Genomic DNA, 25,825 nt, shown 5'->3' with positions numbered 1-25,825 from the left:
CAGGCATTAAAAAACCACCCTGATCAACCTGTATTCAGCTTATTGCGTCATGCCATTTGCGGTTTGTATCACACCATCATGTTTCACGTGAAACACATCAACATCACTGAGTTGACTGGTAATCCGTTTGTGATCAACCGTGGTGATAAACACCTGATGTGGACTCTGGTTGATGAAATCACAAAGGATTTTGGTTTTATCACCATCCAACTCAGCATCCATATCATCTATACAAATCACCGGTAAATGACTGGCAAACTCACTGAGTAAATCAATAAAGCTTAAATAGAAGGTGATGGAAATGAGTTTTTTCTGACCACGGGATAAAACATCATGAGCCAGACTGTGGTGCATTTTGGCCTTGATGTCCATTTTATGTATGCCTGAATTCAGATTGCCATACATCAGGTTTTTTTCCCGTTCACGATTGATGACCTCTTCCAGGCTAAAGTCTTTGTTCCAACCTTGAAAAAATGTCAACACCAAGTCACTGAGCTCTGGTATCAATCTGGAAATATAATGATGGACCCGTTGTTCCAACATGGTAAATACTTCAGAACGAAGGTGATTAAGTTGTGATGCGTATTTCAGATATTGGGATTCCCACTGACCGAGTTGCTGGTGTTGCTTTTCTTTATACAATGCATTGAGTTGTTTCTGGCAACGGCTGGTCTGAGACCACACCGATAGGTATTCATGTTTCACGTGAAACACCAACCAATCCAAGAAAGATCTTCTGAATTGTGGGGGTTTATCCAGAAACAAATATGAATCAGGGTCAATGGACACCACTGGAACCAGGTGAGCAATCTCACTTTGTTGGTTGATGTGTGAATGATTGAGTTTTATTTGTTTTTTATTTTTGCTGTTAAAGCTGATTCCCAGTGAATGGCTGATATGTTCATCTTCATCTGCCAGTTGTGAGAACACAGTGAATTCGGTTTGTTGGTGTTGGATCAGCGGTTTATTGCGTTTGCTGCGAAATGATTTCCCTGTAGATAACCAATATATGGCTTCCAAAACTGAAGTTTTGCCTACACCATTACTGCCACAGAACACATTGATCCGGCGCTGAAAAGACAACTCTACGGCATCATAACAACGAAAGCCGTTGAGTTTGAGTTGTTTGATGAACACCGGTCAGTGGCTAGATACGCAAAGGCATCACCACCAAACGGCAATCAGCCCGGTCAGGGTGTTTGATAAGACAACTGGACAATGCTTCCTTAAAACTGAACTGAATGTCTTTTTCGTTGATGGCTTGTGTCGCATCGAGAATGTAATTGACATTGAACGCAGTTTCAATGTTTTCTATGTCGGTTCTGACATTGATGATGTCTTCCGCTTGTTCCTGATCGGGGTTGTGACCGATGATCTCCAGCTTGTTGGCGGTGATTTTAAATTTGACGCCTTTGTATTGTTCATTTGACAGGATAGCCACCCGTTGTAAGGCCTGTCGAAGTTCTTCACGATCTGCAATGAAATTATTTTCCATGTCCAATGGGATGACTGATTCATAATCAGGAAACTTCCCATCAATTAACTTGGATGTCATGGTGAGGTTATCAATGTCAATTTTCACATGATTACGGCCAATGTTAATGGTGATTTCCTGGTCCAGGTCACGAATCATCTTTTGTAATTCCAGCACCCCTTTGCGTGGAATCAACACTTGTTTATTCAAACCAATTTCATTGACATAATCACATTCTGATAAAGCCAGACGATGACCATCTGCTGAAACACAACGCAGCTTGTTATTCAGCACTTCAAACAACAGTCCATTGAGGAAGTAACGAACATCCTGAACTGCCATACAAAAAACAGTCTGCTTCAGCATGCGCTGTAAATCGACAGCACCCATGGTGACAGGTTGATAACTTTCCATGTCATCAATCAGTGGAAACTCCTGTGCAGATAATGTACTTAAACTGAACCGACTGTCACCGGAGGTAATCAGACATTGACCTGAATCGTAAGCGAATGTCAGGATCGAACCATCCGGCAGGGCTTTACATATATCCAGGAACTTCTGCGCAGGAACAGTGACTTCACCAGGTGACTGGGCATCAACCACACATTCTGATCGCATTTCAACATCAAGGTCACTGGTTGTCAGCAACAATTGATCATCATCTAACTTAAGTAATACATTACTCAGAACAGGTAAAGTACCTTTCTTTTCGACCACACCACAGATTTGAGTTAAGGGGGCCAACAGGGTTTCTCTCTGGATATTAAATAACATAGTATTATATATAAAAATAGTTATTATAGTGTTGAATATCTTCTTGGATATATCTGTATCCTTTTGATATTAAACAGTTTATTTAAGCAAATCTACTCGATTTACCTGTGGATAACTTGTGGGTGAAATAGCAAGTTTAAGCTGTTCACAAGTTATCCACAAGATATTCAGACTTATTCAGTCAGTTTATTCACAATCTTTTGTTTGTCCTCATTGAGGTCATTGTTTTCACCCAGTAACTCGGCCACTTTTTTATAAGCATGCAGAACTGTGGTGTGATCACGGCCGCCAAACAACTCCCCTATTTCGGGATAGCTTTTGTCGGTCAGGTCTTTGGCCAGGAACATGGCCAGTTGCCTGGGCCTGACGATTGAGCGTTTTCGGCTTTTACCCAGCAACTCTGATAATTTTACATTGTAATACTGTGCTGTGACCTTTTGTATGTTTTCCACTGAGACAATCTGGTGATTCACTTTGAACAGTTCCTTGAGTATCTGTTTGGTGTAATCCAGATCAATTTTCTTACCCGTGAAAAAAGCATTGGCTTTCAGGGTACTCAGAGCGCCTTCGAGTTCCCTGATGTTGGAGTTCAATTGTTTGGCAATGTAAAAAGCGACTTCGTCCTGCAGGGTGAACCCCAGATGTTTGGCTTTTTCTTTGAGGATGGCTACCCGTGTTTCATAGTCAGGGGGGTCAATGGGTACCACAATACCCCAACCCAAACGAGATTTAAGCCGGGACTCCAGGCCGTTGACTTCCTTGGGATATCGGTCACAGGTGATGATCACCCTTTTCTGACCTTCCAAAAGGTAATTAAAGGTGTGAAAAAATTCTTCCTGGGTACGTTCCTTGCGGGCGAAAAACTGAATGTCATCAATCAACAAGGTGGTTACTGAACGGTATTTTTGTTTGAACAGCTCCATGGACTTTTGTTGAATGGCTTTGACCATTTCATTCACATAGATTTCAGAATGCAGGTAGCAGACCACTTCATCGGGATTGTTTTTCAGAATTTCGTTACCAATTGAGTGCAGCAAATGGGTCTTACCTAAACCGGTGCTGCCATATAACAACAAAGGATTGAATTCTGGGTTGGGCGTTTGTGCAGTTTGCAAAGCAGCTGCCAATGCGATGGTGTTCGAGCGTCCTTCAATAAAGGTGTCAAAAACGAAGCGGCTGTCCAGATTGGAAGGGATCTGATGATTATTTTGTGGTTTGTTTTCAACCACCGGATGATGAGCCACCGGTTGATGCAACTTAATAGAAGCTGAAAACTGTTGGCCAAAAACTTCTTTGATGGCCGCCAGAATGTACTTGAGATAACGACTCTGAACTTTCTCCAGGACCACATCATTGGAAGCCATCAGGGTGACGTGTTCATCATCGATGGAAATTTCCAGCGGTCTGATCCACAGCAATATCTCATTCTTGGCAATTTCTGCTTCCAGTCGTTTGAGACAATGCTCCCACATATTGATTCGTTATCCAGCTTAAAAAAAGGCGTTAAAGTATACCAAGAAAAACCCTTTGTGCCCATATAATACGCTGCACAAATCAGTGCAGTCTGTAGGCCTGATAAGGGGGTCATGGTGTCAAAGACAGACAATGAAAATACCAGAAATGGGTCATAAATACCAATGAAATCATCGGCAACTTCATAACAAGCAAAAAAGCGCTTGAAAATTAATTGAAAAAACAGTATGATGCTCGACCTTTTTAAGGGTGTGCAAGATGCATACCTAACGCGTTAAAAAAACAGGTAATTATCATGAAAAGAACATTTCAACCAAGTAATTTGAAAAGAGCCAGAACCCATGGTTTCCGTGCTCGTATGAAAACCGCTGGTGGCCGTGCGGTAATCAATGCCCGTCGTGCCAAAGGCAGAAAAAGACTGGCTGCCTGAAGCCACGTTTAATCAGGTGTGCCTTGGAACATTTCCCAAAAGGCAAAAGATTACTAACCCGACTTGACTACAGTCGGGTTTTTAGTAAGTCAAAAAGAATACACAACAAACACTTCACCATATTGGTGCATTTCACGCAGGGGGCAAACATGGCCCGTGTGGGACTGATGGTTTCCAAGAAAGTACACAAATCAGCAGTCAAAAGAAACCGCATCAAGCGCCTGATCCGGGAAACCTTCCGCACCCAGTCAAACCTCAGGATGGCTGATTATGTGGTGATGGCAAAACCTGGCGCAGCCCAGGCCAGTAACCAACAGCTTAATTCCAGCCTCAATCAACTCTGGCAACAAACCGAGAATCGTCGATGAATAATAAAAATTTATACCTGATTACCCTCATGTTCATGGGTTTCATGTTGTACATTCAATGGAACAAAGATTATGGTCAACCAGTCAGTCAGGCAGCTGACCAGACGGCAGTAAGTCCTGCGGTTAATACCACAGTCATGGATGATGTTCCTGCGGTCAGTCAAACCACACAGGATCAGGACATTCCCCAGCCGAGCATCACCGGTCAACAGGATGTGCCTTCAGTGACTGGACCGACCAATACCAACATCATCAGTACGGTTGAAACGCCCCTGTTGAAATTACAGTTTTCGGAACAAGGAGCCGCATTGGTTTACGCAGAACTCAAAGCGTATCCATTGAAGAAAAATGAAGCGAAAAACATCATTCTGATGGATTACCAGGAACAGTTTTTTAAAGCAGAAGCCGGACTGGTGAGTCAAAGTGTTAATTTTACTCACAATGATCTTTATACCACCAACACACCTCAGGTTACGGTTACCGATCAAGTCACTGAAATCACTTTTACCCATCAAAAGCCAGAAGGTCAGTTGATCAAAACCTATACCATTGATCCGGCCAGTTATGAAATCAAACAACGACAAACAGTGATCAATCAATCCAGTGATAATTGGTTGATGAGTGAGTACCAGCAATTGCAGCGCAATAATCCCTGGAATGGCAAGGACCCCTCTTTCACCGATGCCAGTCGTTATTCATTCAAAGGTGTGGGATTCTTTGATACCGAGAATGGTTATGACACGGTCAGTTTTGAAGACATGCGTGATGAATCACTGGTACGTAAGTTGGGTGAAGGCAACTGGGTGGCCATGGTACAGCATTACTTCTTTGCCGGCATCATACCCTCAAGTGCACAGGCTGACATCCAGACGCAATACAATGCCAACAGCACCCACCCATACCGTGTTCGCATGGTGACTCCGGCACAAATGGTGAACGCCAATGGCACCGCAGAATTTAATTCCAGTTGGTATGTGGGACCAAAATTACAGAAACAATTACCCGCAGTGGCACGTGGTCTGGACCTGACGGTAGATTATGGTGTGTTCACAGCGATATCCAAACCACTGTTTTGGGTACTGGAGAAAATCCATGGTTGGGTTGGAAACTGGGGCTGGTCTATCGTATTGCTCACTGTACTGATCAAACTGTTGTTCTTTAAACTGTCTGAAGCGCAGTACAAGTCCATGGCCAGGATGCGTAAATTGCAACCCAGAATTGCGACTTTGAAAGAGCGTTACAAAGACGACAAGCAGAAATTCAATCAGGAAATGATGGGCCTTTATCAAAAGGAAAAGGTCAATCCGTTGGGTGGATGTTTACCTATTCTGGTTCAGATTCCGGTGTTTATTGCCCTTTACTGGGTGCTGCTGGAATCGGTGGAATTGCGTCAGGCACCATTTATTTTGTGGCTGCAGGACCTGTCAACCCCAGATCCGTACTTTGTGTTGCCGGCAATCAATGCGGCGGCGATGATCATGACCCAGCGACTGTCACCGACTCCGGGCATGGATCCAATGCAACAAAAGATCATGAAGTTTATGCCTGTGGCGTTCTCAGTGTTGTTTGCTTTCTTCCAGTCTGGTCTGGTGCTTTACTGGGCGGTGAACTCGGTATTGTCACTGGCACAACAATGGGTGATCACCAAACGCATTGACGAGCAGGACTCCGTTAAATAAGCAATTTCCGATGACCGTATCTGCTGACACCATTGCTGCCATTGCCACTCCGGCAGGCAGCGGTGGTGTTGGCATCATTCGTATTTCCGGCACCGAAGCCACAACCATAGCTCAGGCCATCTCCGGTCTGGGTGACCTTAAACCCCGATTTGCTCATTTTGCTCATTTTAAAAACACCCATCAACAAACCATAGACTCAGGATTGTTGTTGTATTTTGCCGCGCCGGCATCCTTTACCGGAGAAGATGTGATTGAACTGCAAGGTCATGGTGGCCATGTGGTGATGCACATGCTGCTCAATGAAGTTCTGGCACTTGGTGCCCGGATGGCCCGTCCCGGCGAGTTCTCTGAACGGGCATTTCACAATGATAAAATTGATCTGGTTCAGGCCGAAGCGATTGCAGATGTTATCAGCAGTGGCTCAGAACAGGCTGTACTGGCGGCTCAACGCTCACTTCAAGGGGCTTTTTCAGCGCACATCAACGAGTTGTTAGGCTTGCTGATTGAAACCCGGGTGTGGGTGGAGTCAGCGATTGATTTTCCGGAAGAAGAAATCGATTTCCTTTCTGATCAGCACTTGCGTGATCAGTTGAGTCAATTGAATGAAGCCATGCGCGATACCTTGCGAAAAACCCAGAGTGGTGTGGTTTTAAGTCAAGGTATCAGCATAGCCATCGTGGGCAAACCCAATGCCGGCAAATCATCATTGCTCAATTGTTTGACAGAAGAAGACACGGCGATCATTTCAGAAGTGGCCGGAACCACCCGTGATGTGGTCAAAGAGGATGTGGTGATTGCTGGTATCCCGGTGCGGCTGATCGACACCGCCGGCATTCATGAAACCGACAACCCGATTGAACAGCAGGGAATCGACCGGGCGCTGAAGATGAAAGAATCAGCCGATCTGGTGTTGCATGTTATGGATGGTTCACAAGCGATTACTGAAACCCTGAAACAGGAAGCCAATACCCTGCATATCATCAATAAATGTGATGTGCTTCACCCGGCAAACCAGTCACTCAATGGCATCATCAGGGTATCTGCGAAAACCCAGACTGGAATAGAAGAACTGCGACAAGCGATCACAGATCATACCCGCCTGGGCGTGCTCAATGAAACCACCTTCACCGCCAGAACTCGACATGTTGAACAGCTGAAATTAACCCAGCATCACATCGATCAGGCTGAACAACAGCTGGCGCATAACCAGGGAGAGTTGTCCGCCGAAGAATTGCGCCTGGCACAACACGCATTGAATGAAATCACTGGCGATTTCAGCTCGGATGATCTGTTGGGTGAGATTTTTTCCAGTTTTTGTATCGGCAAATAATATCCAATCACATTTTTTGCACGATTATGTGGCAAGATGCGGTTTATGAAAACCGGTTCAATCAGAAATAAAATCTTTGTGTTGTTGTTGATGATCACTTTATTGGTGGTCTTCTCCATGGCTTTGATGATGCGTTTTGGTATTGATCGTGGCTTTGACCGCTACAAAAAATCCCAGGAATACCGGTTTAACCAAAAAACCATACAGCTGTTGGCAGATCATTACAGTACGGAAGGTAGTTGGGACACCTTGCGCAATGACCCGGCAGCCTGGAAAGAGATGATTTTTCATTCGGCTTTCAAAGTCACTGACAAAAAACCACCACCCCACCGCGCTTCAAAAGGTCACAATAAACCACCACCGCCGCACCACCAGAAACAACAAGCTAAGTACACCATGAAGCGGATGTTGCCAAATTATTCTGTCTACGATGCCAACAAAGTAAAAGTGGTGGGCTCGATTGAATGGGATAAAGACAACCATCACTATATGAAAATCGTCAGTGATGATGAACTGGTTGGATTTCTGGTCACTCAAAGCAACAAAGGAATATATGCTGAAGAAGACCGCCAATTCAATGAAGGCATTCAGAAACTGTTGTTGATTATGGTCGGGATCATGGCAGTGACTTCCTTGTTGCTGACTTTACCCATCGCCAGATACTTCACCCGACCCATTCAACAATTAACCAGTGCCACACAACAAGCGGCCGCGGGTGATTTCAGCGTGCGTTCAAACATCAGGCGCAATGATGAGCTGGGACAGTTATCAAATCACTTTAACCATTTGGTAAAAACCCTGGAATCCAATGCCACGTCGCAAAAAAACATGATGGCCGACATTGCCCATGAATTGCGCACGCCATTGGCTGTTACCCTGGCTCAAATTGAAGCCATTCAGGACGGTATTCATCAAGCGGATGAAAAAACGCTGGGAATTTTGCATCATCAGATCACCACCCTGAATCACCTGGTCAATGACTTATATGAATTGAGTCTTTCAGACCTGGGTACCATGCGTTATGAAATGAAGTCAGTGGATGTATTGACCGTGCTGAAGCGAGCGGTGAATGCCTTCAAATTGGCTTTTGAGAAAAAGTCGATCAGTTGTAAGTTCAATTTTGATGACCGCCCACACCAGATTCTCGGCGATGATAACCGCTTGTGTCAGTTGTTTTATAACATCCTGAATAATGCCATGTTGTACACCGACGAAGGGGGAATTGTGCTTGTGTCGTTGACCCGTGAAACGACTGAGTATGTGGTGGTGATTGAAGACTCCAAACCGGGTCTTGATGCAGAACAAATGAACCGGATGTTTGATCGCTTGTACCGCAAAGAGTCTTCTCGCAATAAAAAATCCGGTGGTTCAGGCCTGGGCCTGGCGATTGCAGCCAACATTGTCAAAGCCCACAACGGACAAATCACAGCGTCATCCTCATCCCTGGGTGGGGTTCATATTGAAATCAGGCTGGCCAGGGTATGAAAAACGCCCGCATTCTGGTGGTGGAGGACCAGGAAGACCTGGCCAACTTATTGAAGGACTACCTGCAACAGGAGCAATGGCAGGTGGACCTGATTCATCATGGAGATGAAGTGGAACCGTTTATTCAGCAACACATGGTGGACGTGGTATTACTGGACATCATGTTGCCAGGAAAAAATGGTATGGACATTTGCCGTGATATCCGCAAAACATCAGATGTGCCCATCATCATGACCACAGCGAGGGTTGATGAAATTGACCGCATCCTGGGTTTGGAGATTGGTGCCAATGATTATGTGTGTAAACCCTACAGCCCCAGGGAGTTGGTGGCCCGGGTCAAAGTTTGGTTGCGTCAGAAAGCCAAGCCATGCGTGCCTGCTGTGATTGAGTTGAACACCGATCGATTACAAGTCAGCTGCGGCGATGCCCGGATTGAGCTGACCATGGTTGAGTGCCGCTTGCTGGAGAAAATGATGTCCCAACCCAGCCGGGTTTTTTCCCGCAGTCAGTTGATGGATGCAGTTTATGATGATGGTCGGATTGTCTCTGACCGTACCATTGACAGCCACATTAAAAAACTGCGTGCCAGGTTGAAAATAATCCAGCCGGAGCAAGAATTGATTCATGCGATCTACGGTTGTGGCTATAAGTACGAAGAAAGTCGGTGATTTCCTTGTTTCTTGCACAATTCTTGAAAAATCGATCAGTACCATAGAAGTCCCTTAACTAATTAACAGGTATTGAGATGAAAAAATTAATGGTATTACTGATGATGGTTTCTGTGGCTGCTGTGGCAGGTCCGGGCCACAAAAATCACAAGCAAAGCAGTTGGACAGAAGAGTTGGGTTTGACCGAGGCTCAGGTTCAGCAAGTCAAAGAAATCAAGCAAGCCAAACAAGACAAAATGATGGCGTACAAAAAACAACTGGCTGCAGACTACGATGCCCAAATGGCTGAAGTACTGACTGCTGATCAGATGGAACAGTTGTTGGCCATGCGAGCCACCAAAGAAAAGCATATGGCTGAGAAAAAACACAAAAAACACAAGCAAAAGAAAGGCTACTGAAGCCATTTGTTTTTATACTTCTCTGCAAAAACGCCACACCATGTGGCGTTTTTCTTGTCTGCTAAAAAAGACTGCCCAGCCATGTAAAGATGTAATAACATAGCCTCATGCTCAATAATAAACGGTCCAAAGCCATCCTCGCAGTGTCGCTGCCCATCATTGGGGGGATGATGTCGCAGAACATCCTCAACCTGGTCGACACAGCCATGGTCGGAAGGCTGGGTGCACCGGCTCTGGCAGCGGTGGGTTTGGGCGGTTTTCTCAATTACATGTGTGTGGCTTTTTTGTTGGGACTGAGTGCTGGTGTGCAGGCCATGGTTTCCCGCCGCATTGGTGAAGATAAACAAGCAGAAGCGGCTTATCCGCTGAACGCTGCTCTGTTATTGATTCTGTTGGCTGCCATACCGATGACGTTGTTGTTGTATGTGTTGTCGCCCTATCTGATTGCCTGGTTCAATCCTGACCCTCTGGTCATGGAACAAGGCACTCCATATTTACAAGCCCGCTTCATGGGTTTGATTTCGCTTGCTGTGCATTTCAGTTTTCGGGGCTACTGGAGCGCCATTCAGATGACCAAGGTGTACCTCAAAGCACTGTTGTTTGCACACACCAGTAACATCATCATCAGCTATGTGTTGATTTTTGGCAAACTGGGCATGCCGGCACTGGGTACTTTCGGTGCAGGTTTGGGCACCAGTATTTCAATCACCCTGGCGGTGTTTTATTATTTCTACTGTGCCTGGAAACACACCCGAGGATATGGGTTTCTAGAGAGTTTGCCAACCAAAGTCACGGTTAAGCAAATGATCAAAACGTCCGTTCCCTCCTCGGTTCAGCAATTCTTTTTTGCTGCTGGTTTCGCGGCTTTGTACTGGATCATTGGCCAGGTGGGTACGGCAGAACTGGCCGGGGCCAATGTGATCATCAACATCATGCTGGTTGGTTTGTTGCCGGCCATGGGGTTTGGCCTGGGTGGAGCCACCCTGGTGGGTCAGGCGCTGGGTAAAAAGAACATTGATGCGGCACATTTGTGGGGTTGGGACACGGTTAAGCTGGGATGCTTGACAGCTTTTGTATTGATGTTGCCGGTGTGGTTATTTCCTGACTGGGTGCTGGGGCTGTTTTTACCGGACCAACCTGCAGTGATTGAGTTAACTCGACTGCCATTACAGCTGGCAGCACTTTCACTGGCGGTGGAATGCATAGGGATCGTGTTATTTAATACCATCAACGGAGCCGGTGACACCACCAGTACCATGAAAATTTCATTTGCCTTGCAGTGGTTGTTGTTTTTACCATTGGCATGGTTGGTGGGCCCTTATCTGGGCATGGGTCTGACAGCCATATGGATTGGGCAAATCATGTACCGCCTGATTTTCACCTGGGCCATGGTACACATGTGGCAGGGCCGAAAATGGTCAACGGTGGAGGTGTGAACAATGATTGATCGAATTCGCTGCGGCTGGGCCGCCGATGCCTCAGAGCTGGATCAACTTTACCATGATGAGGAATGGGGTCGCCCGGTATATGATGACCGGACCTGGTTTGAGTTCATTACCCTCGAAGGGGCCCAGGCTGGTCTCAGCTGGACCACCATATTGCATAAACGTGAAGGATACCGCAGCGCCTTTGCTGGTTTTGATTATCAACAGGTGGCGGCTTTCGATGAACAGCAACAACTTGAATTAAAAAATAACCCGGCCATCATCCGCAATACCCTGAAAATCAAATCCACGGTTACCAATGCACAGGCATTCATTAAAATTCGCGAAGAATTTGGTAGTTTCAATGACTACATTTGGGCTTTTGTGGGTGGCCAGCCCATCATCAACCATTGGCAAACCATGGCAGAGGTGCCGGCCAGCACCGCCTTGTCCGATGCCTTAAGTAAAGACCTGAAAAAACGGGGCTTTAAATTTGTTGGAACCACCATTTGTTACGCGCTGATGCAAGCCACTGGTTTGGTGAATGACCACACGGTGGATTGTTTTTGTCGCCAGGAGAAAAAAACATGAAAAACCTCATTGCCCTAATGGCTGTAGTCCTGTTGTTCAATGCCTGCAGCAAACCGCCGCATGTCAAAAAACAGAACGATTTTTTCACCAATCTGTCCAGCCTTTGTGGCCAGGTATTTGAGGGTTACAGCACTTTTCCCACAGACCCCGACCATGATTTTGCCGGACAGTTGCTGGTAGCCAATATACAGTCCTGTGAACAACATCAAATCCGTATACGCTTTGCAGTGGGTCATGATCAATCGCGCACCTGGGTGATCAGCAAAAGCCGTCAGGGGTTATTATTGAAACATGATCACCGGCATGATGATGGTACGCCGGATGAGATCACCAACTATGGCGGCTGGGCGAACGATCAGGGTACAGGATGGCAACAGTTTTTTGCCGCAGACGAAGCAACCGCTGACATGATTCCGGCCGCAGCCACCAATGTCTGGATGCTCAGTTATGATCCGCATAATCAGGTGCTGACCTATGATCTGAAACGCCATGGCAAACCCCGTTATCAGGCTCAATTGAAACCTGCCGATTGACTTAACAATAATCAAAGAATGGACGTGATAGAATTGATTGAAACATAAGTAGTAAGGAGATGTTGAATGAAAAAGGGAATTTTATTGCTGTTGGTTTGGCTGGTCCCGGTCAATGCCCAACCGCTGTTGAAGGCCAATGACCATTACCCACTGACTGAAGAAGTTGTGCAGCTCACCGCAGGTGATTTGAACGGAGATGGGGTACCCGAAGTGGTGATGGCAACCACTGCACAACAGGGTTTGAAAATCCTTCAAAAAACCATCACTGGTGACTATAAACCCTACCCGAATACGCCACAAATCCCGGCATTTTTTTCGGCCAACAGACGGTTACAAATCAGACCGTTGTTGTTGATTGACGTTGAACAGGATGGTGATCTGGATATTTGGGTGTCCAATGCCAATGTCAGTAATGAAAATCAATTACTGATCAATGACGGTTTTGGAAATTTTACCACCAAGACCCATTTTGTGGATCAGAACACCTCATTTGAACAGGTCAGACTTTTTGCTGCTGACCTCGATAACGATGGTGATGTGGATGTGGTCAAATCGGTTGATTTATTTGAAGGGCCGCCACGATTGATCAATCTGCTGAATGACGGCTTTGGACAGTTTTCAACACAGGAGTTGTTTTTTCCACAGCGCAGTTATGATGCTTTTGAACACGTGGCTGATTACAACCAGGATGGCTTTATGGATCTGTGGCGCGCGCGCGAAGATTTGTATATTTATCTGAATGATCAACAGGGACAGTTCATCCGGCAACCCATCATCAAAAACCTCAATCTGGTAGATACCGGAGATCAACGGGATGACTCCAGTCAGGTGTTTTTTGTGGACATCAATCAGGATGGGTTGACAGACGTACAAGGTTTTGGCAAATCTCAGGGTTATCCCCGGGCCATCAACCAGGGAGATGGTTCGTTCACCCTGTCAAAAACACCACCAGAAACGGCGTTGCCTGATGTCAAAGATGCGGTGTTCTTGGACACCAATGGTGATCAGCAACTGGATGTGTTCATCAGTCATGTGAATGAAGCCGGGCACACCCTGTTGCTCAGTAATGAAAATGGTTACTTTGATGTGTCTGAATCCCCCGTTTTAGCCGGTGAAGTTTCTCTGAAGCTGCAACAGCTGGACCAATCTGGTGAATCACAGCCTGAGGTGTTCGCTGTCGGCAAAAGACAATTCGGTAGTTGGCAACTGACTTTTCCCAACCAATTGGTCTATGAGCGGCATAACACCGCACAAACCCTGATTGGAGAGATCAGTGACATGCACTGGGATGACATCAACAATGATGGCCATAAGGACCTGATCAGGGTTAACGGCGGCCAGGTGACCTACCAGTCAGGAAATGGCCGTACTGCATTGGCACAGCCCAGTGAAACAGGTGTTCCTGCAAGTCGATTGGTTGAACCGGTTGACCTGAATGGAGATGGTTTGCTCGACTTGGTCACCAGTCATGAAACAGGCTTTTTGACAGCCATTCAAACCAGCACAGGCGGTTTTCAGATGTCAGTCGAAGACATGGGGATGGAACGATTGATTGACATTGCCACCGGAGACCTGGATGGTGATGGTGATATGGATCTACTGGTCTATTTCAGACGCTTCCTGTCATCAGAAGAAACGCATATATATTTGAATGACGGTGAAGGCAATCTGCAGCTGCGTCAACAACTCTCACAACAGTTGATTCCGGTGTTTGCTGACCTCAATAACACAGGTCAATCGACACTGTTGACAGTCGAGGGCAATGAATCTTCAGCTGAAATGACATTGGTTGAATGGCAGTTCAATGGTTTTGATTTGTCAGCATCCAGGCGGGCTGCTTTGCCTGTTTCATTTCGGTTGTTGCGGGGATTGATCACATATGATGCGGATGCCGATGGTGATTTGGATGTGTTGGTTTCTCAATACCAATATAATCCGGTGGCCACTGCTTTATTATTTGAGAATCAGACTGGTGAACTGGTGCTCAGGTCGCTGCCTTTCCCTGAAGAATCAAGCCCCGGTCAAATGGCTGATTTAAACCAGGATGGATTTGCGGATTTCACGGCATATTTTAATCCCGATATACTGATCAATGATCAAAACGGAGGATACACCAGCGTTCCATTGCCTGGCCTGAACAGGGGATTGACAGAAAAATTATTGGTCGATTTGGATGAGGATGGTGATGTTGATGTGATTGCCAGTAATCAGGCACAGGGGCAAGTGGTTTACATCAACACCAGCACCGACATCGACTTCAGTGGGAATTGGTATAACCCTGAGCAGGATGGTCATGGCTTTCTGATCGAGGAAATCCTGTTCAACAATCAGCCGGGGGTGGTGGTATCCTGGTACGTTTATGATCAGGGCCAGCCTCTGTGGTTATCAGGGGCCGGAGTGTTGGATGGTAATACCGCCAATCTGAACCTGGCGATCACCAGTGGGCCGGAATTTGGTTCAGCTCATGATCCTGCTGCCATGCAGACAGCATTATGGGGCAGCCTGGATTTGACCATGACTGGAAAAAACACCCTGCAAGTCAACTGGGATGGCTCACCTCAGGGTTTCAGTGAGGGCAGCATGGAGTTGGTCAGGTTAACCACCCTTAAGCCCGTCGATCTCAACGAAAAAACCATCAATACCTGTCACACAGGCTCCTGGTATAACCCAGAACAGGATGGCCATGGTTACATGATACAGGTCATAGAAGCCGATGGACAGGATACCCTTTTACTGACCTGGTACACTTACCGAGACGGGCAACCATTCTGGCTGTTGGCCAGGGGTGAAATCAATGGCGGCGTGGTGGATTTGATCGCCCAGTATGGTCAGGGCGGATTGTTTCCGCCCGAATACAGCAGCGAACAAAACAGTCAGTTGTTGTGGGGTGATCTGCGTTTTGAGTTGTTGAATGATGAGCGGGCCCTGATCAGCTGGGAACCGGTCGTTGAGGGCTTCAGCTCAGGCAGTCTGGAAGTGCAGCGATTGACGCAAATTGACCGCTACCGTTGCAAATAACATAGAATAGGCAGCATGGCACATATCATTTCTACCAAGCGCTTACATTTATCAGAACTGGATGACGGAGATGTTGCGTTCATCCATCAATTGTTCAATGACCCGGACTGCATTCGATTCATTGGAGACCGCGGTCTGCATACCCTGGATGATGCCCTGGGCTATTTAAAGGACAAACTGATCCATTCATACCGGACCCATGGCTATGGCCTGTATAAGGTAACCAGGCAGTATGACCCGCAGCCACTGGGTATTTGTGGCCTGGTCAAACGTGATGCCGACAACCCGCCGGACATTGGTTTTGCATTCTTACCAGCGTATCGCAACGGTGGGTACTGTACCGAAGCCAGTCAGGCGATCATGCAGTGGGCTGCAGACCAGCAAATCAGTCCGGTCATTTTGGCCTATACCAACCCGGATAACCTGGCTTCCATCCGGGTGCTGGAAAAAATTGGTTTGCATAAACAAGCCATCACCACCCTGCCCGGTCAAGATTTTGAAAGTTTGATCCTGAGTACTGAACTACCCGAAAAAACCAACTGATGCTGGATTGCCATAAGCTGTCATGATATGGCCTGATTGTGGCCACATTTGAGCGTCATACTGTGGTTTTGGCTTTGGGAAAACCGATGAAAGTGTTTTGTTTTTGGGATGAAGACGATTTAAGTAACTTGCCGCCAGATTTTAAGCTGGTGCCCTTTGATGTGGCGTTTTTAGAACCCCTCAGCGAAACACCCAAAACTTTGACAACAGAAAAGTCACCAACGGAATTGTCAGCATCAGCGCGGGTAAAGCCATGGTCGAATAGTCCCAGCCAAGCTGGCTGACCAACCACCAAACCCCACCTTGATGGAGTGCAAAGCCGGTCAATGAAGTGATCACGAACCTGGGAAACCGTGAACGGTGCTGCCCATCATCCTTGAACGAATAGTGATAATGACCCAGATAGGCAGTGACCAATCCGCCGGCAAAACCGCTGGCATGCGCAGTGAATGGTGCGATGGCAAACACTTCATGCAACAACAGGCTGATGGCGGCATGCACCACACTGGCCAGTACCCCAACCAAACCGTAACGCACCATCAGCGCCAGAAAAGGTTTAACGGAACTCAACAAACACGTCCTTGTCATCAATGTCAATGGTCAGCGCGGTCAGTGACTGGCCAGCACAAGGTCCGCTGGTGCACAACCCCGTTGCGGCATCAAAGGTCGCACCGTGGGCCGGACAAACCAGCTGCTTATCCGGGGTTTCCAGAAAAGCATTTTCTGCATAATCCATGCGGCGCCCCTGATGGGGACATTCGTTGATGTATGCCACCCATTCGGTGTGACCACGTTTAACCATGACTGAACAATGCCCGTTTTCGGTTTGCAGGCTGTGCTCCGACCATTGGTCGATGGGTACATTGATGAGGGTGGTGAGTTTGTATTTCATGGTTGTTCAGCGACTCGAGTGTCGGCGCACCGCATCTACCAATACCGCGACTTTGTCAGGATCCATGTCCGGTTGCATCCCATGACCCAGGTTAAACACATGACCTGGTCCTGGTCCATAGGCATCCAACACTTGTTTGACGGCCTGATCGATGTATGCATCTGGGGCGTACAAAGTGGCCGGATCCAGGTTGCCCTGCAAAGCCACCCGGTCACCGGTCAGGGTTTTGGCCACATCGATGTTGATGGTCCAGTCAAGCCCCAAGCCATGGCAACCGGTTTCAGACATGGCTGTCAGGCTTTGATTGGCTCCTTTACTGAACAACACCACCGGGGTGTCAGCGAAACCAGCCTGTTTGAGGCCGTCGACAATTTGTTGCATGTAGTGCAACGAAAAAGTCTGAAAATCAGCCGGGCTGAGGACCCCGCCCCAACTGTCAAAAATCTGTACGGCCGATGCACCGCTCTGGATTTGTCCGATCAGGTACTTGATGATCGATCGTGACAGTTTATCCAGCAGCAAATGAGCCAGCTCAGGCGACTTGTACAGCAGGGCTTTGGATTTGGCATAGGTTTTGCTGCCGCCGTTTTCTATCATATAGGTCAACAGCGTCCAGGGGCTGCCGGAAAAACCAATCAAGGGTACCCGACCATTGAGGGTGCGGGTGGTCAGGCTGATGGCGTCCATGACATATTGCAGGTCATCCGCATCGGGTACTGGCAGGGCTTTGATGTCGGCTTCATCGGTGATGGGGTTGTTAAAGCGCGGACCCTCGCCGGGCTCAAAATACAACTCCAGCCCCATGGCATCGGGAATGGTCAGGATATCAGAAAAAATGATCGCCGCATCCAATGGAAAACGTTCCAGAGGTTGAATGGTGACTTCACATGCCATCTCAGGGGTGCTCGCCAGGGTCATGAAGTCTCCGGCCTCTGCGCGGACTTTGCGGTATTCGGGGAGGTACCTGCCGGCTTGTCTCATCAGCCAGACAGGGGTGCGTTCTGTGTTTTCACGGCGCAATGCACGCAAGTATAAGTCATTTTCGAGTTTCATCAGACAGGCCGAAAAAAAGGCCCATTTTATCAGTTACCCGGGGCATAAACAGCTATTTACCAACAGTTCTGTTAAAATGCCGCGGTTTGTATGGAACCTCACAGCAACAAAGAGGTCTTATAACCACTTTGAAAAACCAGATGATGATGAAAAAACCATTTACCTTGTTATTGTTAGCGTTCACAGCCGGCATTCATGCTCAGGCCCTGGACCCTGAAAAGATTTTTGCCAGGGATCTGGCGACCATTGACAGTCTGCCTCAACTGCTTGAACTGGCAGATAAAACCCTTCAGGAAGAGCAGTATTCCCGCTATGAGCTGGTGATGAAAAAGCTGACTGAACTGCGTCCTTATGACCCGGTATTCCGTCTTGATCTGGCCAAGGCATATGCTTTGCAGGACAAGAAAACCGAAGCATATAACGACCTGATAGAATTACAAAAAGCCGGGTTGAGCTACCCGGTCACTGAGCACAGCGGGTTTGATCTGATCAAAGACACCAAGGTGTTTGAATACATTGAAGATGGCATGGAACAGAATGCCCAGGCTTTTGGTGAAGGCAAACAAGCCTTTGCTGTCAGCCATCACTATTCAGGAATGTTGTTTGAGAACCTGGCGTGGGATGCCAAAGCTGAACGGTTTTTGCTGGGCAGCGTGCGTTCCGGTGCGGTCTACCAATATGACGAGGAAAGTGGATTCAGTGAATTCTTCAAAGCCGGGAATCCGGCCACTGGCCCCTGGGGTGTGATTGATCTGGTGATTGACCAGTCGGCTGATTTGTTGTGGCTGGCGACTGCCACACTGCCTCATTACACCGGAACCACCCAGCAAAATTTTGGTCAGGCGATGATCTCCAAAATCAGGCTAAGTACCGGTGAAGTGCTGAAAAACATGTCAATGGCGAAAAGTGATCAGCCTAAATTATTCACCGCCATGCACCTGACAACCAGTGGTGACCTGTATTTCATCAACGCCTTTGACAGTACTTTTTTCCGCGTGAAAAATGGTCAGGAAACTGTGGAGCCAGTTCTGGCTCTGCCAGGATTGTCAAACATCAAGGCCATCACCAGCAACGCCGCTGAGAGTGTGCTTTATGTGTCCGATTATGAGCTGGGGCTGTTTGTCATTAATCTGGAATCTTTGCAGGTGGTGCCATTGATCAAAGGTGGTAAGGGCTTCTTTGCCGGCATGAATGATTTGTTCTATGATGACGGTGATCTGATTGGTATCCAAAGCGGAGTTCAGCCAGCTCGTCTGATGCGCTATGTGCTGGAAAAGGACCTGTTTCTGAAAAACCTGTTTCCCATCGAAGCATCTCATCCTGAATTCAAAGATTTGGGTAATGGCACCCTGGTGGGTGATCATGTGTTTTATGCGGCCAACACCCAGTGGGCCAAGACCGATGGTTTGGGCCGTTTATTACCGAACAGCAGTTGGGAACCATTGGTGATCATCAAGTCCCCCACCCGTTACCGCATGGAAGAGCACATGTTGCAACAACAAAAAATGGAAGAAATCAAAAGAAAGCGTGGTTTGAAGTAAGTCCCTTTATCCAGACCCATCATATCAGCCAGGTCGTGAACTTACGACCTGGCTTTTTTTGTGCTGAAATCAGCTGTTTTCTTGGATGTACTGATCGACCAGCTGTTCCAGGATGTTCAGTGGAACGGAACCGCTGTTGAGTACCACCCGATGAAAGTCCCTGACATCGTAACGATCACCCAAAGCTTGCCTGGCTTGCTCACGTAATTCGAGAATTTTGGTCATGCCCACTTTGTATGAAGTGGCCTGTCCGGGCATCACAAAATAACGTTCAATTTCTGACACCACATCCGATTCCGCCATGCCGGTATTGGACAGCATATATGTAATGGCCTGTTCGCGGCTCCAGCGTTTGGCATGGATACCGGTATCCACCACCAGGCGGACGGCTCGGAAGAGTTCTGCCTGCAGACGGCCAATGTTGTCATAAGGGTCGGACAACATACCCATTTCATACGCCACCCGTTCAGCATACAAAGCCCAGCCTTCTGAATAAGCGGTGAATGGCACCATTTTGCGAAAAAACGGCATGTTTTCCAATTCCTGCTGGATGGCCAGTTGGTAATGATGACCTGGTATGCCCTCGTGGTAGGCAAGGGTTTTCATGCCATATTTTGGGGTGGCTTTGATGTCATACAAATTGGCATAAAACACCCCGGGGCGTGAGCCATCCATCGCCGGTCGCTGATAGTAAGCCCCTGGTGCGGTTTTTTCTTTGAATTCCGGAATCCGCTGGACGTCCATACCGGCTTCAGGAAAGTCATGAAAATGGCTGGCCATTTGTTGTTCTATTTCCACCAGCATGGTTTTGTAATCGTCCAGTATCTGTTCGCGACCTTCATCGGAGTCAGAATAATAAAAGCGCGGATTAACGGCCATGTTTTCGATGCTGCTGGTAAACCCACCGCTGACATCCCAACCCTCGCCAGCCAGGATGTCGAGGATTTCCTGTTGGATGCGATCCACCTCGGTGAGGCCAAAATCATGAATGTAGGATGGGCTGTAGTCAGTGGTGGTGAAAAATTTCAAGGCAAGGGTGTAGTAGGCATCGCCATCCGGCAGATTCCAGACGCCATGATTTTCACTGACTTTGTTGTCCAGCCGGACAAAGTAATCGATCAATCGCTGATAAGCCGGGTATACGGTTTGTTCAATGGTAGATCTGGCATCAGTGGCCAGGGTTTGCTGGTCTTCAACAGCCAGACCGGCTTGTTCCATTTTGTCAGCCAGTGCTGTGAACAGGATGTTGTCTTCAGCAGGTGTGTTGACGAAACCGTTCATTTCTTCCAATACTTTGGTGACCACAAACTGGGGTGGCAAGATGCCCAGGTTTTCCCGGTGTTTCAGGCCCTCCAGCACCTGGTCAAATTTGATACCTACTTTAGACAACCGGCTGATGTAATCTTCGGCATCGCCCACATCATGAACCTGGTGGGTGCTTTCCATGAATGAGGGGAAACCGTTTTGTACGCCAAACAGTTGATTCACGGGATAGTTGTGGAATCGAAAGCGTTGACCATCAACCACAATGTTCAGCAAGGATAACATCACATCTTTGGACATTTTGTCAGCTGGATCGAGGTCTTCATCGGCATAGGACAACAGGGTTTCGTGGGCCTGCAACACGTGCGCAAAAGTTTCATCACCGGCGGTCAGACTGGCGTCATTCAATTCAGCGTTGTGCCCTTCCATGCCGAACTTTTCCAGCACCCTCAATGAACTCAGTGTTTCGGGACTCTTTAAGGCAAACTGTAAAGCCGTGCGGCCGAAAAACAAGTTGATGTCATAGGGCTTAAAATACCAGACATGAACAAAAAACGCTGAGCCCAGAAGCACCAGCAATAACAGCAACACAGCAAAATATTTGAGGATTTTTTTTAAAACTCTTTTCATCGAAAGCTCCGGTGAATTATGGGTTGGTGGTCATACAGTACGCATTCAGTTTGTTGCCCTCCGGATCCCGGAAGTAGGCGGCATAAAAGCCATTTCCCCGGTCTCCTGGCTGACCTTCACAGCGGCCACCTGTTTCAAGGGCTTTGTGATACAGTGCTTTGACAAGCTCAGGGGTGCCGGCAGAGATGGCTGCCATGTTGCCGTTGCCGGCTGTGGCCGGTTCGCCGTTGAAGGGTCTGATGATGGAAAAACCGGTGGCGGTTTCATCTTTGGCCCAGACCACATAGCCATGTTCTTCAGAACCCGGCATGATGCGTTTAACATTGATTTCGGCGAACAGGCTGTCGTAAAATTCTGATAAAGCATCCAAATCGTTGGCGCCAATGGTGATGTAACCCAGCATGGTGTTATTCCTCTTTATACGGGTGCTGACCGCAGAATGACTGGTCCATGACCAGCCACCTCAGCACATTGATGATCAGACTTGTTCGTGGTAAACAGGTCTGGGTAATGTAAGCTAAACATTGTGAACGGCTGTTCTGACAAAGTCCAGCTTGAACACACAGCGAGAATAAAAATATGAACAAAGTCATGGCCAATGATGCCCCGCCGCCAGTCGGCCTGTATCCGCACGCCAGAAAAGTTGGCAATTTGTTGTTTTTATCCGGGGTTGGCCCCCGAAAAAAAGGCAGCAAAGACATCCCTGGAGTCAGCCTCGATGAAGATGGCAACATCACTGCATACTGCATAGAAACCCAGTGTCGCAGTGTCTTTGAAAATGTCAGATTGGTGTTGGAAGCCTCGGGTTCCAGTTGGGATGAGCTGGTTGATGTCACGGTGTTTCTGACCAACATGGATGATGATTTTGCCACCTATAACAAGGTTTATGCCGAGTACTTTGCCAGCAATCAGCCTTGCCGCACCACGGTAGAAATCAACAAGTTGCCGACACCGATTGCGATTGAGTTAAAATGTATAGCAGTCATCAAAGAGTGAAATCATGAACGAAAAGCACACCGCACCCAGCGCCCCTTTTAATTTTCAACAATGGATTGATGACCACCGCGACCAACTCAAACCGCCGGTGTGTAACAAACAGGTCTTTGAAGAGGATGATTTCATTGTGATGGTGGTTGGTGGACCCAACGGCAGACGCGACTACCATTATGATGAAGGCCCTGAGTTTTTTTATCAGCTGGAAGGAGAAATGTTGCTGAAGACCCAACAAAATGGGCAGGTCGTGGATTATCCGATCAAGGCAGGTGAAATCTTTTTGCTGCCACCCAGGATGCCGCACTCTCCGGTACGGTATGCGAACTCCATTGGTTTGGTGGTTGAGCGCAAGCGATTGACCAACGAGAAGGATGGATTGATGTGGTACTGTGAAAACTGTAACCACTTGTTGTATGAAGAATACTTTACCCTGACGGACATTGAACAAGACTTCTTTCCGGTTTTCGAGCGGTTTTTCAATGACCCGCAGGCCCGTACCTGTGATGCCTGTGGCACGGTCATGCCTGACAGCAACAAATTGGAGCTTTGATGCTGAAAATAGACATACACACGCATATTTTGCCGGAAAACTGGCCCAACCTGCAGGAAAAATATGGTTATGGTGGTTTTGTTCAACTTGAGCACACCGGCTGTGGTTGTGCCCGGATGATGCAGGATGGCCGTCATTTTCGTGACGTTGAAGCCAACTGTTGGGACCCTGAAGTGAGGCTCAAAGAGTGTGATGTTCACGGGGTTCACGTACAGGTGCTGTCGACGGTGCCGGTGATGTTTTGTTACTGGGCAAAACCACAGGACACCCATGATTTGGCACGATTTCTGAATGATGATATGGCGCAGAAAGTCGCCAGCAACCCGCGTCGTTTTGTGGGCCTGGGAACTTTGCCCATGCAGGCACCAGACCTGGCGGTCAAAGAACTCGAGCGTTGTGTCAAAGAACTGGGCCTGGCTGGGGTGCAGATTGGTTCCCATGTCAACGAGTGGAACCTCAATGCGCCAGAATTGTTTGAGGTGTTTGCCGCTGCCGAAGAGCTCGGTGCTGCGATTTTTGTGCATCCCTGGGACATGGTGGGTAAAGAACAAATGAAAGATTACTGGCTGCCCTGGTTGGTTGGTATGCCGGCAGAAACGTCACTGGCCATATGTTCCATGATCTTTGGAGGTGTATTGGAGCGACTGCCCAATCTGCGGATCGCTTTTGCCCATGGCGGCGGCGGTTTTCCGGCCAGTATAGGCCGCATTGAACACGGTTTTGAGGTCCGTCCGGACCTGGTGGCGGTGGACAATCCGCATAACCCGCGCAAATACCTGCAGCAGATTTATCTGGATACCCTGGTGCATGAACCTGGAGTGCTCGATTACATTGTCAAATTAATGGGTCATGAGCGTCTGGCGCTGGGCACCGATTATCCATTCCCGCTGGGTGAGTTGGAACCAGGCAAACTGATTGCTTCCATGCCCTATGATGATGACATCAAAGCGCGGATGTTGGCCGGCACAGCGTTGGAATGGCTGAACCTGTCAGCTGAGCAGTTTGTCTGATGAGTCGCCGGGTCAAGCTCAATCAGGCCCCGCGATCGATCGCCATACCGATGTTGTTTGACGGACCGCAACCCAGTCATTTCGGCGCCGCCTCGGCCTCCGCCAAACCCATGCAGGCCGGGTCGTTCATTGGTGACACCACACAAGGCGGTTCCTGTAATGCGCCCGAAGTATCATTCAACCCACACTGCAACGGCACCCACACCGAAAGCATTTCTCATGTGGTCGACCAGTTGTTGGCGCCACATGAAGTGGTGATACAGCCGTTGATGAAAGCCTTGCTGGTGACCTTGGAGCCAGTTACTCATGTCAGTATGGACAGTTATCAGCCAGCCATTGAGCCGGGTGATAAATTGTTGTGTAAGTACCAGTTGACGGCTGTAAAGAACCGTTTACACAGGGGTGTAAAAGCTTTGATTATCAGAACCTTGCCTAACGCTGCGGCGAAACTGACTCATCAATACGGTCAGGACATACACCCTCCTTTTTTCAGTAATGAAGCCATGCGCTGGCTGGTAGAAGAAACCCAGGTTGAGCACCTGCTGGTGGACATGCCATCAGTGGACCGGTTGCATGATGACGGCATGCTGAGCAACCACCGTTTGTTCTGGAACATTCAGCCTGGAGATCACCAATTAAATGACCTGCAGTTTCAGCACAAAACCATCACCGAAATGATTTACGTGCCGAACGAAATCAAAGACGGCGAATACCTGCTGAACCTCCAATTGCCTCGCATGAACCTCAATGCCGTGCCCAGCAATCCGATGTTGTATGAGTTGACACCTTGAGCCAGAAAACCCTGAAGTTGGTTTTCTTCACCACTTTGGCTTTACTGGCTTTTGCCGGTAATTCGGTGTTGTGCCGTTTGGTCCTGGGCCAGGGACTGATGGACGCAGCTGGTTTCACCAGTGTGCGACTGATTGCCGGCGCCCTGATGTTGGTGTTACTGATGGCGCTGAGCAAATCAGCCCAGTCTGTTTCAAAGCAGGTCATCACACCTCGGTGGCAGGGCATAATGGGCGCCGTGTTGCTGTTCATTTATGCCGTGTGCTTTTCTTTGGCATACCTGATGTTGGATACCGGCAGTGGTGCGCTTATTTTGTTCGGGGTGGTACAGTTGACAATGTTGTTCAGCAGACTCATTGGTGGCTACCGGGCTGGTTGCTTGGAATGGCTGGGTGTGCTGCTGGCTTTTTCCGGACTGAGTTATTTGTTGTGGCCAGCTTTGGGAACTCCCAGCTGGACCGGTTTTGTGTTGATGCTGTTCAGTGGGGTGGCCTGGGGACTGTACACCCTGGCCGGACAAGGCTCAGCACAACCATTGACCGACACGACGCGGAATTTTCTCTGGTCAGTGCCCCTGGCCCTACCCTTGCTGCTGTGGGTTCCAGGTTTCGAACATTGGTCTGTTGATGGGGTGATACTGGCGGTCTTTTCAGGTGCGCTGACCTCAGGGTTGGGTTATGCCATCTGGTACACCGTACTGCCTTCGCTCACCGCTACCAGCGCCGGGGTGCTTCAGTTGTCTGTGCCGGTACTGGCAGCCGGCGGCGGTGTGGTATTTGCCGGCGAGTCACTGAGCCAGCGACTGGTGTTGTCTGCAGCAGCGGTACTGGGCGGAATCTTATTGGTGATGTTAACCAGTCAACGACAGCAAGTTTGAATTCATTACATTGTTTTTTCCACTTGAAAATAACCGGCA

26 protein-coding genes are annotated in these 25,825 nt (G+C 48.0%); 18 read left to right on the top strand and 8 right to left on the bottom strand.

Annotated elements, in window-relative coordinates; translation table 11 throughout:
* Positions 1-39: 39 nt before the first annotated feature.
* From recF to dnaA, 3 genes are all read right to left on the bottom strand, one after another.
* Complete coding sequence (recF, locus tag B0475_RS10400; RefSeq protein ID WP_077411778.1) at positions 40-1,137, bottom strand: DNA replication/repair protein RecF; 1,098 nt, start codon at positions 1,135-1,137, stop codon at positions 40-42.
* A 10-nt stretch (positions 1,138-1,147) separates the two neighbouring features.
* Complete coding sequence (gene dnaN, locus B0475_RS10395) at positions 1,148-2,248, bottom strand: DNA polymerase III subunit beta (protein WP_077411777.1); 1,101 nt, start codon at positions 2,246-2,248, stop codon at positions 1,148-1,150.
* 173 nt (positions 2,249-2,421) lie between these two features.
* Positions 2,422-3,720: a chromosomal replication initiator protein DnaA gene (gene dnaA, locus B0475_RS10390; RefSeq protein WP_077411776.1), complete on the bottom strand. Its 1,299-nt coding sequence runs from the start codon at positions 3,718-3,720 to the stop codon at positions 2,422-2,424.
* A gap of 290 nt (positions 3,721-4,010) precedes the next feature.
* On the opposite strand from dnaA, the gene rpmH reads away from it, so the two are divergent.
* From rpmH to B0475_RS10330, 12 genes are all read left to right on the top strand, one after another.
* Positions 4,011-4,151 carry a 50S ribosomal protein L34 gene (gene rpmH / locus B0475_RS10385; protein ID WP_449288551.1) on the top strand — a complete coding sequence of 47 codons (141 nt, stop codon included), beginning with the start codon at positions 4,011-4,013 and terminating at the stop codon, positions 4,149-4,151.
* Positions 4,152-4,174: 23 nt separating this feature from the next.
* A complete protein-coding gene (rnpA, locus tag B0475_RS10380; RefSeq protein ID WP_157892856.1) occupies positions 4,175-4,519 on the top strand; it encodes a ribonuclease P protein component in 345 nt (114 codons plus the stop codon).
* Positions 4,516-6,198 (top strand): membrane protein insertase YidC, encoded by a 1,683-nt coding sequence (gene yidC, locus B0475_RS10375; protein WP_077411773.1) that lies wholly within the window; start codon positions 4,516-4,518, stop codon positions 6,196-6,198. The genes rnpA and yidC overlap by 4 nt, the downstream gene beginning before the upstream one ends.
* Positions 6,199-6,208: 10 nt before the next feature.
* Entirely contained in the window at positions 6,209-7,528 is a 1,320-nt protein-coding gene (gene mnmE, locus B0475_RS10370) for a tRNA uridine-5-carboxymethylaminomethyl(34) synthesis GTPase MnmE (RefSeq protein ID WP_077411772.1), read from the top strand.
* A 45-nt stretch (positions 7,529-7,573) separates the two neighbouring features.
* Positions 7,574-9,013 carry an ATP-binding protein gene (locus B0475_RS10365; protein ID WP_198538202.1) on the top strand — a complete coding sequence of 480 codons (1,440 nt, stop codon included), beginning with the start codon at positions 7,574-7,576 and terminating at the stop codon, positions 9,011-9,013.
* Positions 9,010-9,681: a response regulator gene (locus B0475_RS10360; RefSeq protein ID WP_077411770.1), complete on the top strand. Its 672-nt coding sequence runs from the start codon at positions 9,010-9,012 to the stop codon at positions 9,679-9,681. The genes B0475_RS10365 and B0475_RS10360 overlap by 4 nt, the downstream gene beginning before the upstream one ends.
* Positions 9,682-9,758: 77 nt before the next feature.
* Complete coding sequence (locus B0475_RS10355) at positions 9,759-10,079, top strand: hypothetical protein (RefSeq protein WP_077411769.1); 321 nt, start codon at positions 9,759-9,761, stop codon at positions 10,077-10,079.
* Between the two features lie 107 nt (positions 10,080-10,186).
* On the top strand, positions 10,187-11,515 hold the full coding sequence (locus B0475_RS10350) for an MATE family efflux transporter (protein ID WP_077411768.1): 1,329 nt from the start codon (positions 10,187-10,189) through the stop codon (positions 11,513-11,515).
* Positions 11,516-11,518: 3 nt separating this feature from the next.
* Entirely contained in the window at positions 11,519-12,094 is a 576-nt protein-coding gene (locus B0475_RS10345) for a DNA-3-methyladenine glycosylase I (protein WP_077411767.1), read from the top strand.
* Positions 12,091-12,627 carry a hypothetical protein gene (locus B0475_RS10340; protein WP_077411766.1) on the top strand — a complete coding sequence of 179 codons (537 nt, stop codon included), beginning with the start codon at positions 12,091-12,093 and terminating at the stop codon, positions 12,625-12,627. The genes B0475_RS10345 and B0475_RS10340 overlap by 4 nt, the downstream gene beginning before the upstream one ends.
* 66 nt (positions 12,628-12,693) lie before the next feature.
* Positions 12,694-15,645: an FG-GAP repeat domain-containing protein gene (locus tag B0475_RS10335; protein WP_077411765.1), complete on the top strand. Its 2,952-nt coding sequence runs from the start codon at positions 12,694-12,696 to the stop codon at positions 15,643-15,645.
* Positions 15,646-15,660: 15 nt separating this feature from the next.
* Positions 15,661-16,188 (top strand): GNAT family N-acetyltransferase, encoded by a 528-nt coding sequence (locus B0475_RS10330; protein WP_077411764.1) that lies wholly within the window; start codon positions 15,661-15,663, stop codon positions 16,186-16,188.
* Positions 16,189-16,368: 180 nt separating this feature from the next.
* On the opposite strand, the gene B0475_RS10325 is transcribed toward B0475_RS10330, so the two are convergent.
* The 3 genes from B0475_RS10325 to hemE are packed head-to-tail and all read right to left on the bottom strand — an operon-like array spanning position 16,369 to position 18,133.
* The gene (locus B0475_RS10325; protein WP_157892855.1) at positions 16,369-16,758 is read right to left on the bottom strand and encodes a GtrA family protein; all 390 of its coding nucleotides are present in this window, start codon (positions 16,756-16,758) and stop codon (positions 16,369-16,371) included.
* On the bottom strand, positions 16,745-17,080 hold the full coding sequence (locus B0475_RS10320) for a Rieske (2Fe-2S) protein (protein WP_077411761.1): 336 nt from the start codon (positions 17,078-17,080) through the stop codon (positions 16,745-16,747). The genes B0475_RS10325 and B0475_RS10320 overlap by 14 nt, the downstream gene beginning before the upstream one ends.
* A 6-nt stretch (positions 17,081-17,086) precedes the next feature.
* Entirely contained in the window at positions 17,087-18,133 is a 1,047-nt protein-coding gene (hemE, locus tag B0475_RS10315; RefSeq protein WP_077411760.1) for a uroporphyrinogen decarboxylase, read from the bottom strand.
* A 140-nt stretch (positions 18,134-18,273) separates the two neighbouring features.
* On the opposite strand from hemE, the gene B0475_RS10310 reads away from it, so the two are divergent.
* Positions 18,274-19,674, top strand: coding sequence for a hypothetical protein (locus B0475_RS10310; RefSeq protein WP_077411759.1), 1,401 nt, complete (start codon positions 18,274-18,276; stop codon positions 19,672-19,674).
* A 69-nt stretch (positions 19,675-19,743) separates the two neighbouring features.
* Here B0475_RS10310 and B0475_RS10305 read toward each other — a convergent pair whose 3' ends face one another.
* Together B0475_RS10305 and B0475_RS10300 are read right to left on the bottom strand one after the other, a co-directional pair.
* Entirely contained in the window at positions 19,744-21,567 is a 1,824-nt protein-coding gene (locus B0475_RS10305; RefSeq protein WP_077411757.1) for a DUF885 domain-containing protein, read from the bottom strand.
* A 16-nt stretch (positions 21,568-21,583) separates the two neighbouring features.
* A complete protein-coding gene (locus B0475_RS10300) occupies positions 21,584-21,970 on the bottom strand; it encodes a VOC family protein (RefSeq protein WP_077411756.1) in 387 nt (128 codons plus the stop codon).
* Between the two features lie 176 nt (positions 21,971-22,146).
* Between B0475_RS10300 and B0475_RS10290 the strand changes: the two genes are divergently transcribed.
* From B0475_RS10290 to B0475_RS10270, 5 genes are read left to right on the top strand one after another with little or no spacing between them, the layout of a single operon-like run.
* Positions 22,147-22,563, top strand: a complete 417-nt coding sequence (locus tag B0475_RS10290) for a RidA family protein (protein WP_109862376.1) — start codon at positions 22,147-22,149, stop codon at positions 22,561-22,563.
* Between the two features lie 4 nt (positions 22,564-22,567).
* Complete coding sequence (locus tag B0475_RS10285) at positions 22,568-23,110, top strand: 3-hydroxyanthranilate 3,4-dioxygenase (protein WP_077411752.1); 543 nt, start codon at positions 22,568-22,570, stop codon at positions 23,108-23,110.
* Positions 23,110-24,120 (top strand): amidohydrolase family protein, encoded by a 1,011-nt coding sequence (locus B0475_RS10280; protein ID WP_198538201.1) that lies wholly within the window; start codon positions 23,110-23,112, stop codon positions 24,118-24,120. Before B0475_RS10285 ends, B0475_RS10280 begins: the two co-directional genes overlap by 1 nt.
* Positions 24,120-24,911: a cyclase family protein gene (locus tag B0475_RS10275; RefSeq protein WP_077411751.1), complete on the top strand. Its 792-nt coding sequence runs from the start codon at positions 24,120-24,122 to the stop codon at positions 24,909-24,911. The genes B0475_RS10280 and B0475_RS10275 overlap by 1 nt, the downstream gene beginning before the upstream one ends.
* On the top strand, positions 24,908-25,786 hold the full coding sequence (locus B0475_RS10270) for a DMT family transporter (RefSeq protein ID WP_232781871.1): 879 nt from the start codon (positions 24,908-24,910) through the stop codon (positions 25,784-25,786). The genes B0475_RS10275 and B0475_RS10270 overlap by 4 nt, the downstream gene beginning before the upstream one ends.
* The last annotated feature ends 39 nt before the right edge of the window (positions 25,787-25,825 follow it).

Source organism: Marinicella sediminis (genome assembly GCF_002000055.1).
GTDB classification, from domain to species: Bacteria; Pseudomonadota; Gammaproteobacteria; order Xanthomonadales; family Marinicellaceae; genus Marinicella; species Marinicella sediminis.
This window is presented reverse-complemented; position numbering and strand designations above follow the sequence as displayed.

Bases quoted from the DNA above. Each gene is read 5' to 3' on its own strand.
- dnaN (WP_077411777.1), bottom strand. From the start codon at position 2,248: ATGTTATTTAATATCCAGAGAGAAACCCTGTTGGCCCCCTTAACTCAA.
- dnaA (WP_077411776.1), bottom strand. From the start codon at position 3,720: ATGTGGGAGCATTGTCTCAAACGACTGGAAGCAGAAATTGCCAAGAAT.
- yidC (WP_077411773.1), top strand. From the start codon at position 4,516: ATGAATAATAAAAATTTATACCTGATTACCCTCATGTTCATGGGTTTC.
- mnmE (WP_077411772.1), top strand. From the start codon at position 6,209: ATGACCGTATCTGCTGACACCATTGCTGCCATTGCCACTCCGGCAGGC.
- B0475_RS10365 (WP_198538202.1), top strand. From the start codon at position 7,574: ATGAAAACCGGTTCAATCAGAAATAAAATCTTTGTGTTGTTGTTGATG.
- B0475_RS10360 (WP_077411770.1), top strand. From the start codon at position 9,010: ATGAAAAACGCCCGCATTCTGGTGGTGGAGGACCAGGAAGACCTGGCC.
- B0475_RS10355 (WP_077411769.1), top strand. From the start codon at position 9,759: ATGAAAAAATTAATGGTATTACTGATGATGGTTTCTGTGGCTGCTGTG.
- B0475_RS10350 (WP_077411768.1), top strand. From the start codon at position 10,187: ATGCTCAATAATAAACGGTCCAAAGCCATCCTCGCAGTGTCGCTGCCC.
- B0475_RS10345 (WP_077411767.1), top strand. From the start codon at position 11,519: ATGATTGATCGAATTCGCTGCGGCTGGGCCGCCGATGCCTCAGAGCTG.
- B0475_RS10340 (WP_077411766.1), top strand. From the start codon at position 12,091: ATGAAAAACCTCATTGCCCTAATGGCTGTAGTCCTGTTGTTCAATGCC.
- B0475_RS10335 (WP_077411765.1), top strand. From the start codon at position 12,694: ATGAAAAAGGGAATTTTATTGCTGTTGGTTTGGCTGGTCCCGGTCAAT.
- B0475_RS10330 (WP_077411764.1), top strand. From the start codon at position 15,661: ATGGCACATATCATTTCTACCAAGCGCTTACATTTATCAGAACTGGAT.
- B0475_RS10320 (WP_077411761.1), bottom strand. From the start codon at position 17,080: ATGAAATACAAACTCACCACCCTCATCAATGTACCCATCGACCAATGG.
- hemE (WP_077411760.1), bottom strand. From the start codon at position 18,133: ATGAAACTCGAAAATGACTTATACTTGCGTGCATTGCGCCGTGAAAAC.
- B0475_RS10310 (WP_077411759.1), top strand. From the start codon at position 18,274: ATGATGATGAAAAAACCATTTACCTTGTTATTGTTAGCGTTCACAGCC.
- B0475_RS10305 (WP_077411757.1), bottom strand. From the start codon at position 21,567: ATGAAAAGAGTTTTAAAAAAAATCCTCAAATATTTTGCTGTGTTGCTG.
- B0475_RS10300 (WP_077411756.1), bottom strand. From the start codon at position 21,970: ATGCTGGGTTACATCACCATTGGCGCCAACGATTTGGATGCTTTATCA.
- B0475_RS10290 (WP_109862376.1), top strand. From the start codon at position 22,147: ATGAACAAAGTCATGGCCAATGATGCCCCGCCGCCAGTCGGCCTGTAT.
- B0475_RS10285 (WP_077411752.1), top strand. From the start codon at position 22,568: ATGAACGAAAAGCACACCGCACCCAGCGCCCCTTTTAATTTTCAACAA.
- B0475_RS10280 (WP_198538201.1), top strand. From the start codon at position 23,110: ATGCTGAAAATAGACATACACACGCATATTTTGCCGGAAAACTGGCCC.
- B0475_RS10275 (WP_077411751.1), top strand. From the start codon at position 24,120: ATGAGTCGCCGGGTCAAGCTCAATCAGGCCCCGCGATCGATCGCCATA.